The following is a 9463-nucleotide window of genomic DNA, read 5'->3' as shown; positions in this document are numbered from 1 at the left end:
CGCCGGTGTCAAGGCCACGCCCTACCGGTGGCCTGCGCCCAGCCCTGACACCGACTGCGGGCCGCTCCCTCGAGCACCTACCGGGAGCAGACCTGAAGAACCCCTATGAAGGTAGGACCCGATGACCAGTCCGCACTTCCTCGGCGACGCCCCGGACTCGCCCGGCGCGCAGGAGATCTTCGAGCACGACCGGACCGACGGCGGCTACGTCATGAACGTCACGCGGCTGTGGGCGCACGACCCCGAGGCGCACCAGAGGCTGTTCGACCTCATCACCTATGTGTGGGAGAGCAATGGCATGACTGTGCGGCAGCGCGGCATCCTCGTCGGCGCCGTCGCCTCCGCCCTGGGCGACTCGCCCTGCTCGCTCGTCTGGGGCACCAAGCTGGCCGGCGAGGCCGACCCGGAGACGGCGGCGGCCGTGCTCAGCGGGCGCGACGACGGCCTGACGCCCAAGGAGCGGGCCATGGCGGCGTGGGCGCGCAAGGTGGTTCGCGACCCGAACGGCACGACGGAGCGCGACGTGCAGGACTTGCGCGACGCCGGGTGGACCGACGGCGAGATCTTCGGCCTGACGGTGTTCAGCGCGCTCCGGGTGGCGTTCTCGACCGTGAACGACGCCCTCGGTGCCAGCCCCGACGCGCAGCTCCTCGACCTCGTTCCGCAGCCGGTCCTCGACGCCGTCGACTACGGCCGCCCCATCGCGAACCGGCCGGTCGAGGACGCCGTCACGGCAGGGTGACGCCGAGGGGGCGGCCGGCGTCGAAGCCGGGGAGGATGAGGAAGGTCGCGCTGCCGGTGGGTGTGACGTACTCGCCGAGGTCGTCGACCTCGTCGAGGCGGAACTGGGTCTGGACGAACGTGCGCAGGTCGCGCTGGAAGCAGACGAACAGCAGGCCGTGGTCGTCGCCGCCGTCGTCGAAGGCGTAGCCGCGGCGCAGCATCAGCGCGCTACCGGTGACCGACGGGTGCGCGGCCCGCACGTGCGACCGCGCGGGCGTGACGTACTGGCCGTCGGGCGTCTTGGCCAGCAGGTCGACCTCGCCCGTGGGGCCGCCGCCGGACAGCGGTGTGCCGTCCGTGCGGCGCCGGCCGATGACCGCCTCCTGGCGGGCGACCGGCTCGGCGGTGAACCGCGCGACGTCGAGGCGGAGCCTGCGCACGACGCAGATGCTGCCGCCGGCGAACGGGCCGTCGGCGATCCACACGTGCTCGTCCTGCTCCGCCGCGTCGTGCGGGACGATGACACCGTCGTGGAACCCGAGAGGGTTGCGGGCGATGGTGCCGGTGCCGGGCGCCCGGAAGCCGCGCTGCGACCAGCGGGCGACGGCGTCGGGTGCGGCCTGGGCGGTGAGCCAGCTCGCCGCGCGCTGCACGTCGTTCGGGTCCGACCCGTGGACGGCGAGCAGCAGGTCGCCGCCGGTCCGCTCCGGCGCGAGGGCGGCGTCCTGCGCGAACGGCGGCAGCGGCGCCGCGCCGGGCAGCTCGGCGCCGAACGCGGCGACCACCCGCGGGCCCAGCCCCACCGTCGCGGTGACGTCGCCCGGCCCGTCCAGCAGCCCGGCCTCGGTGGCTCGCTCGCCGGTCAGGTCGAGGACCGCGGTGCCGAGCCGCCGGCACAGGGCGCGGACGGCGTCACGGAAGGCGGGCGTGGCGGCCGGCGCCGTCGTCAGGTCGAGCACGACGAGCAGTCCGTGCGGCTGCGGGGTCCCGGGCCGGACGATGCCGGCCTGGTGGACACCGGTGGGGTCGACGGGGTCGGGCCGCGACGACGTGGCCGACGGCGTGGGGACGGTGGTCGCGGGCGATGCCGCCGGCCGCCGGAGGTCGCCGTCGTCGGCGGTGGCCCGGCCGGCCGCGAGCCCGGCCACGCCCGCGAAGCCCGCCGCGGCGCCGGCGGCGGTGAGCCCGCGCAGCAGGTCGCGCCGCCGGGTGCGGCCCGGCTGCGCGGGGACGTTCCCGTCCGGTGTCCGGTCGTCGGGCTCGGTCATCAGCCGCTCGCCGTCGTCTCGAGGAACTCGCCGGCGAAGTGCACGCCCGGCGCGTCGGCGAAGTCGACCGCCGTCCAGTCACCGCCGGCGCCGAGCCGGGCCTCGAGACGCCGCAGCCGGCTCTCGTCGTCGACCCAGTAGCGCACCGTCGCATCGCTGCCGTCGGGTGCCGTGGTGGCGGTCGCGGGGTCGTAGGCGCGGTCGGCCGTCGGGCCTGCCACGACGTCGACGGTGACGCCGCCGACCTCGTCGGAGCGCAGCCAGCGGGCGTCGGTCTGCTGCAGCAGCAGGGGGTTGTCGGGCCGGTCGCTGGCGGCCTGGAAGACCAGTGCGAGCATCGCGTGCAGCCGCGACTGCTCCGGGTTCAGCGCCGACGACGTCCACGCGGTGTCGTCGGGTGGCGGCAGCGGCGGGCCGCCGTCGCCGTCGCCGCCGCCGGATGGCCCGGACGGCCCGACCGGTGCGTGCGACGTGATGCCGGAGAGCGTCCACGCGACCAGCTGCGGGTCGCCGCCGTCCTCGCTGACGCGGGCGTAGCCGACGTGCGCGGCGAAGTCGGCCCAGCCGTCGACGGCGAACGTGCGGGCGCCGTCGGTCACCTCGAACCGGAGCGCGCGGACGCCGTCGGTGTAGTTGGTGTAGCGCATCATCGACAGGCGCTGCGCCTCGTCGACGCTGAGCGGCCGCGGCCCGTCGCCCTCGTCGGCCGTCCGCGACGCCGTCGGGGAGGTCTCCGGAGAGTCGCCGCCGGAGCATCCGGACACAGCGATGAGTGCAATGCCGACCATCGCCGCAAACCGCCCGAAACGGCGCATGGGCCGCATTCCAAGGCGGCGGCTGGGCGTGGTCATGCGCACGAGTGTACGCATGACCACGGTGCGCTCACCAGGCAATTCGGGACACAGTCCGGCATCGCCACGCCCTAAAACGTGATCTGCATCACGTCGCGTGCTGATCGCCATGCGAGTTGACTCTTCATGGTCAGCGCCGCCGTGTATCCCGTGCAGGGTCGCGGCGTCGCGGAATGTGCAACGTGGTTGTGCGACAGTGACGGAGGACCCCCGTGAGATCGTTCCAGGAACGAGGCCGCGGCCGATCGGCCGCCCAACGCCCGAAACGGGCCTTCTCGAGGCGGGCGCGTGCTGCCGCCGGAGCGCTCACCGCGCTCGGCGTCGTCGGCTCGGCCCTCGGCGCGGCCGGTGTGTCCACGCTCCCCGCTCAGGCAGCCGTCGGCGACCCGATCACGGGCACGATCTGGCAGGACTACAACTCCGACGGCATGTACGACACGTTCGAGGCGTCCGGTCTGCTCGAGGGCATCGAGGTCTACGCCTACGACGCCGACGGCAACGTCGCCGGGCCGGCCCTCACCGACGCGAACGGCGACTACTCGCTCCCGGTGACGAGCGACGCCGGCCCATGGCGGGTCGAGGCGAACGTGCCCGACACCCCGGAGTGGGCCGAGTGGCGCGACTCCGTCGTCGGCCGCGCGGCCGGCCGCAGCAACGGCACGACGGTGCAGTTCATCGACAGCGTGCCGGCCACCGAGGTCGACTTCTCCTTCCAGACGCCGGGCACGTTCGTCGAGAACAACCCGTTCGTGTACCTGCCGGCGTTCCGGTACGCGGGCCATGACGGCGTTCAATCCGCCCTGTTCGGCGGCGCGGCGCACGAGTACGACGCGATGAGCCCGAACACGACGACCGCGGTGCCGACCACGATGCAAGTGCCGTTCGGCCAGATCGGCGCGACCTACGGCACCGCCTGGCAACGGGCGGAGGAGCCCGGCGGCATGGGCTCGGTGTTCGCGTCGGCGTACGTACGGCGGCACTCGGGCCTCGGCCCGGGCGGCATCGGCGCGATCTACAAGATCACGCCCGACGGCGGGACTCCGGCCTCGCCCACCGCCACCGGCGACGTGTTCGTCGATCTGACCGACTACGGCATCGACGTCGGCAGCGACTACGACCCTGGGGCGGCGCTCGGTGACCCGAACGGCCTGCGGCCGATCATGGCGCTCGACAACCCCGCCTACGACTGGGGGACCGACGCCCAGGCCTGGGACCGGGTCGGGCGCGAGGGACTCGGCGCGATGGAGATCTCCAACGACCAGGAGTCGCTGTTCGCGGTGAACCTCCACAACCGCTCGCTGGTCGAGATCGAGATCAGCCGCGACGGCACGCAGGTGCTCGACGTCACAGAGCACGAGCTGGACGCCTACTTCCCGGACGGCAGCGACCTGCGGCCGCACGGCATCTCGGCCAACCCCGAGACCAACGAGATGTATCTGACGGTCACCGACACGGCAGAGTCGACCGGGAACCGGGCCGACCTGCACGCCTACGTGTACTCGTTCGACCCGGCCGACCCGACGAACCTGACGCAGGTGCTGGACTTCTCGCTCGGCTATCAGCGCGGCCTGTTCGCGGGCCTCTACAGTGCGAACTACCAGCCGTGGAGCACCAACTCCGCGGACTGGCTGCAGTTCCTGCAGGGCCAGGTCATGTACTCCGCCGTGCCGATCGTCGCGGACGCGCGCTACCTGCACGGCGACCTGGTCGTCGGCATCCGCGACCTGGGCGGCGATCTCTTCGGCATGCAGAGTGCCCTCGCGCCCGACAACCCCTTCCTCGTGGTGTCACGCTCGCTCGGTGGTGAGCTCCTGAAGGCCGGCCCCAACGGCGACGGCACCTGGAGCATCGAGCAGGACGGTCAGGTGAACGGCGTGGACGGAGCGGACACCCAGGTCACCCTGAACGGCCCGAACGGCCAGCCGGGCAAGTTCTTCATGGACACCTGGGTGAACAGCGCCGAGCACCTCGGCGCCACGCTGGTCGTGCCCAGTCGCGCGGACGGCATCATGGCGACCGGGCTCCACGTCGCCGAGGGCGGCTTCCAGGTCGGCACTCGCCGGTTCCACCAGAACGACGGCACGCTCGTGGAGCCGCGCGGTGCGGCCGTCATCACCGGCACCAACATCCCGCCGTCCGCGACGGCCAAGGGCAATGGCCTCGGTGAGTTGACGGCGATGGCGTCGGCCGCGCCGATCGAGATCGGCAACTACGTCTGGTACGACGTCGACAACGACGGTGTCCAGGACCCGGACGAGGCGGTCGTCCAGGGCGCGACGGTCAACCTGTACGAGGTGGACGAGACCGGCAACCGCACGCTCGTCAGCACCACGACGACCGACGCGAACGGCGAGTACTACTTCTCGTCCAACGACCAGGACTACCAGCTCCAGACGCACACCGACTACGTCGTCGGCGTGGACAACCCGGCCGACTACGAAGCCGGCGGGCCGCTGGAGAACTGGTACCCGACGGTGCCCGACACCGGTGACCCGAACTCCGTGGACGCGAACCGGAACGACTCCGACGGCATCGTGGAGACCACCGACGACGGCGACTTCCCGTATGCCGCCATCACCACCGGTGGACCGGGCGAGAACGACCACACGATCGACTTCGGCTACTCCAATATCGACTACGAGTTCGACAAGCGCATGCTGAGCGGGTCCAATGCGCCGGAGAGCCCGGACGACGACGGCACCTGGACGGTGACGTACGAGCTGGTCGCCCAGAACACCGGCATGATCCCCGGGGCGTACCTGCTCACCGACGACCTGACCGGCTACGGCGACGGCATCGAGGTGGTCGACACCCAGGTGGTGTCCGGTCCGCCGCAGGCCGACGGGCTGCTGAACCCGAACTGGGACGGTGTGAACGACCTGAACGTCGTCACCGGCGAGGTGCCCATCGACCCGCAGTCGACCATCGAGAACGGCACCGAGCACATCTACACGATCCAGGTGACCGTCGGGCTGACGACCGACCCGGAGACCGGCGAGGCGACCGCCACGCCGGAGTCGCTGGCCTGCGGCCGCCCGCTACCGGACGGGGGGACCACGGGGCTGTTCAACACCGCCACGCTGGATCCCACCAACCACGAGGAGCTCACCGACGACGCCTGCGCCGAGCTCCCGCTCGTCACGCTCGACAAGACCGTCGTCACCGAGCCGCACGTCGTCGACCGGGAGAACCAGCCCGGCGTCTGGGAGATCACCTACGGCCTCGCCGTCACCAACGAGACCGAGGTTCCGACCGACTACGACCTCGAGGACCAGCTCCGCTTCGGTGCTGGCATCGAGATCATCGACGGCTCGGTGACCAGCGCGAACACCGTCCCGGGCGACATCACCACCCGGCCGGAGTACGACGGTGTCAGCGACCTGCTGATCGTCGAGGACCAGCCGATCGACTCGCTGGAGTCGCACGAGTACACCGTCACGGTCCAGTTCACGATGGACCTGCCGAACCCGCCCGCGGCGCCCGACCCGTCGGACTGCACGCTGGCCGGCGGCGAGGGTGAGGACGGCACCGGGCTCTACAACGACGCGAGCTCGTCGTTCAACGGGTACCCGGACAGCGACACCGAGTGCCGCGAGGTCGGCCAGCCGACCCACGTCAAGTCGCTCATCTCGGCCGAGCCGATCGGCAACGGCCAGTGGGAGATCGTCTACGGCATCGACGTGGTCAACAAGGGCGTCCAGGCGAGCTGGTACGACCTGGCCGACGAGCTGCACTTCACCGACCAGGTCACGATCGTGTCCGCCGACGTCACCGCGTCGCCGGCCGAGGCGACGCTGTTCGACCCGCCGTGGAACGGGCAGGACCAGCTGGTCGTCGCCGAGCAGGTGCCGATCCTGGGCACCGACGACGACGGCTACGCGCCGCACCACTACGAGCTGACGGTGATCGCCGAGGCGCCACTGCAGCTCGCACCGGGTGAGGACGGCTCGGACCCGGCGGCCTGCCCCGGCGAGGGGGAGGACCCGACCACGGACACGGCGTTCAACAACACGTCGACGCTGACCGACGAGGCCGGCCTGGAGGAGGACGACCAGGCCTGCGCGCCGCTGCCGTCGATCGACATCGAGAAGACGGTCAGCGCCGGCCCGGTCGCGAACGGTGACGGCACGTGGACGATCACCTACGACCTGGTGGCCAGCAACACCGGCGCCGGCGACGGTGACTACACGATCAGCGACCGCCTCCGTTACGGCGAGGGCATCGTCGTCGAGTCGTCCGACGTGGTCACCACGCCCGAGGGCGTCACCGCGCTGGACACCTGGACCGGCCAGGGACCCGACGGCGACCCGGTCAACGTCATCGCCGAGGACGTGCCGCTCGCCGCCGGCGGGGTGCACACCTACCAGGTGCAGGTGACCTTCTCACTCGACGAGGACACCCTCACCGAGGAGTCGATGACCTGCCCCGAGCCGGACTCCGGCGAGAACGGCGGGCTGGCCAACAGCACCGGCATCGAGCACAACGACCTCACCGACGACGACGAGGCCTGCCTCTCCCTCGGTGAGCCGAGCCTGGACAAGGAGCTGGTGTCGGCCGAGCCGGTGAACGATGGGCAGTGGGAGGTCGTCTACACGCTGACGGTCACCAACCTGCTGCCGGGCGAGACCACCTACGACCTCGAGGACGAGCTGCTGTTCGGCGACACCGTCGAGGTCGACTACGCCGAGGTCACCGACGCGCCGGACGGCGTGGACGTGAACGAGGACTGGGACGGTCTGGAGGACACGGTCATCGCGACCGACGTCGCCCTGCCGGGCATGAACGACGAGGGCTACGCACCGCACGTCTACACCGTCACCGTCGTCGCCGACGTCCCGCCGAGCTTCGAGGTGGACGACGACGGCAACACCGCGGCCGCGTGTGCCGGCGAGCCCGGCGACAACTGGGAGAACGGCGGGCTGAACAACGGCGCCACCCTCACCACCGAGGGCGGCAACGAGCTCACCGACACCGACTGCGCCGACCTGCCGTCGATCCACCTGGACAAGACCATCGCGTCCGGCCCGACGTCGACCGGCACGAACGCCTACACCATCACCTACGAGCTGGAGGTCACCAACGACGGCGCGGCAGCCGGGGACTACGTCCTCAGCGACCAGCTGAACTACGGCACCGGCATCGAGATCGTCGACGTCACCGCCGAGAACACCGAACCCGGCGACGTCGCGGTCCTGGACACGTTCACCGGGCAGGGCGCGGAGCCCGACGCACCGGAGAACGCCATCACCGGCGACGTCACCATCGACGCCGACGCCACCCACACCTACGAGGTCACCGTCGCCGTCACGGTCGACCCGGCGACGGCGACCGCGGAGTCGGTCTCGTGCCCGGACGACCCGGGTGCCGGTGAGTCCGGCGGGCTGCTCAACCTCGGGCTGCTCGACCACAACGGCCACGAGCTCGACGCCGACGCCTGCGCTCCGCTCGACCCGCCGACCCCGCCGGACACCCCCGGTGACGACGACGGCTCGGGCGACGACGACGGCTCGGGTGACGACGACGGCAGCGGCGGCGACGGTGGTGGCGACGGTGGTGGCGACGGTGGTGGCGACGACCTGGCCGACACCGGCGGCGACGCCACGCTGCTGCTGGTCACCGGTGCGCTGCTCCTCCTGGCCGGCGCGACGGCTCTGGTCGTCGTCCGCCGCCGCCCGCAGACGGGAGGCCTGAGCAGCTGATCGACGCCCGCGGGGCCGGTCCGACCGGCCGGCCCCGCGGTCGAACCGCAGTGGGCCCGGCACGCCGCGACACACGCGGCGCTCCGGGCCCGCCGCGTGTGCCGCGGCCTGCCGGAGTCCGCGCTGGAGGCCTGCGGTCTGATCCGGCGGCAGGCGCTGACGTGCGTGGTGGAGGTCTGCGGTCTGCTCCGACCGCAGACCTGTACCGCGCGTTGGAGGTGTGCCGTCTCATCCGACCGCAGACCTCTAGCGTGGTGCGGAGCGGTCCTGACCTGCGGGTCAGACGTCGGCGGGGGCGGCGGCGTAAGCCGCGCGCAGCGCCTTGCGGGCGCGGGCGGCGAGGCTGGAGACGGCGTTCGGCGTCATCGACAGCCGGGTGCCGACCTCCGACGGCGAGTACCGCTCGACATCGACGAGCCAGAGGACCAGCCGCCAACGGGCCGGCAGGCCGGCCAGGGCGGTCGCCGCGCGGCCGTCGTCGGCCCTGGGTACGCCGAGCCGGTCGATCAGGGCGTCCCAGGCGGCCGGGTCGTGAACGGCGATCGTGCGGCCGCGTGCCGTCGAGTGCCGGTAGGCGAGGCGTCGCACCGTCGACAGCACGTAACCGGGGAACGAGGAGCGGGGCCCGCGACCGGCGCGAACGGCGTTCAGCACGAGGCAGAACGTCTCCTGGACGAGGTCGTCGGCGGCGTGCCGGTCCCGGACGATGTGCTGTGCCACGCGGTGCGCCATGGGGGCCGTCTTCTCGTACAGGGTCCCGAAGGCGGCGTCGTCGCCCTCGTGAGCCCGGTCCAGCAGGACCGCGAACTCCTGGTGGTCCCACTCGTCGATCATGGGAAGAACCTCGTGGCAGTGCGATGTTCCGCGCGTCGGTGGTCCCCGCAGACATCACTACGGGGATTCACGATCTTGCGGCAAAGCG

General features: G+C 71.9%; 5 protein-coding genes. 2 read left to right on the top strand and 3 right to left on the bottom strand.

The annotated features are described in order from the left end of the window. The first annotated feature begins 121 nt into the window (after nucleotides 1-121). Nucleotides 122-742 carry a carboxymuconolactone decarboxylase family protein gene (locus tag E1212_RS20410; RefSeq protein WP_131985830.1) on the top strand — a complete coding sequence of 207 codons (621 nt, stop codon included), beginning with the start codon at nucleotides 122-124 and terminating at the stop codon, nucleotides 740-742. Here E1212_RS20410 and E1212_RS20405 read toward each other — a convergent pair. Continuing rightward, complete coding sequence (locus E1212_RS20405; protein ID WP_131985828.1) at nucleotides 729-1991, bottom strand: Dyp-type peroxidase; 1263 nt, start codon at nucleotides 1989-1991, stop codon at nucleotides 729-731. The two genes, E1212_RS20410 and E1212_RS20405, sit on opposite strands and share 14 nt — an antisense overlap. Continuing rightward, nucleotides 1991-2755, bottom strand: a complete 765-nt coding sequence (locus E1212_RS20400; protein WP_131985826.1) for a hypothetical protein — start codon at nucleotides 2753-2755, stop codon at nucleotides 1991-1993. The genes E1212_RS20405 and E1212_RS20400 overlap by 1 nt, the downstream gene beginning before the upstream one ends. A gap of 299 nt (nucleotides 2756-3054) precedes the next feature. Here E1212_RS20400 and E1212_RS20395 point away from each other — a divergent pair, with 299 nt between their 5' ends. Then, nucleotides 3055-8541 (top strand): SdrD B-like domain-containing protein, encoded by a 5487-nt coding sequence (locus E1212_RS20395; RefSeq protein ID WP_131985824.1) that lies wholly within the window; start codon nucleotides 3055-3057, stop codon nucleotides 8539-8541. 279 nt (nucleotides 8542-8820) lie between these two features. Here the strand turns inward: E1212_RS20395 and E1212_RS20390 are convergent, their stop codons facing one another. Continuing rightward, on the bottom strand, nucleotides 8821-9375 hold the full coding sequence (locus E1212_RS20390) for an RNA polymerase sigma factor (RefSeq protein WP_131985822.1): 555 nt from the start codon (nucleotides 9373-9375) through the stop codon (nucleotides 8821-8823). Nucleotides 9376-9463 lie beyond the last annotated feature (88 nt).

This window comes from Jiangella ureilytica, assembly GCF_004348545.1.
GTDB classification, from domain to species: domain Bacteria; phylum Actinomycetota; class Actinomycetes; order Jiangellales; family Jiangellaceae; genus Jiangella; species Jiangella ureilytica.
The sequence above is the reverse complement of the archived record's forward strand: the minus strand, read 5'-3'. Positions and strand labels throughout refer to the sequence as shown.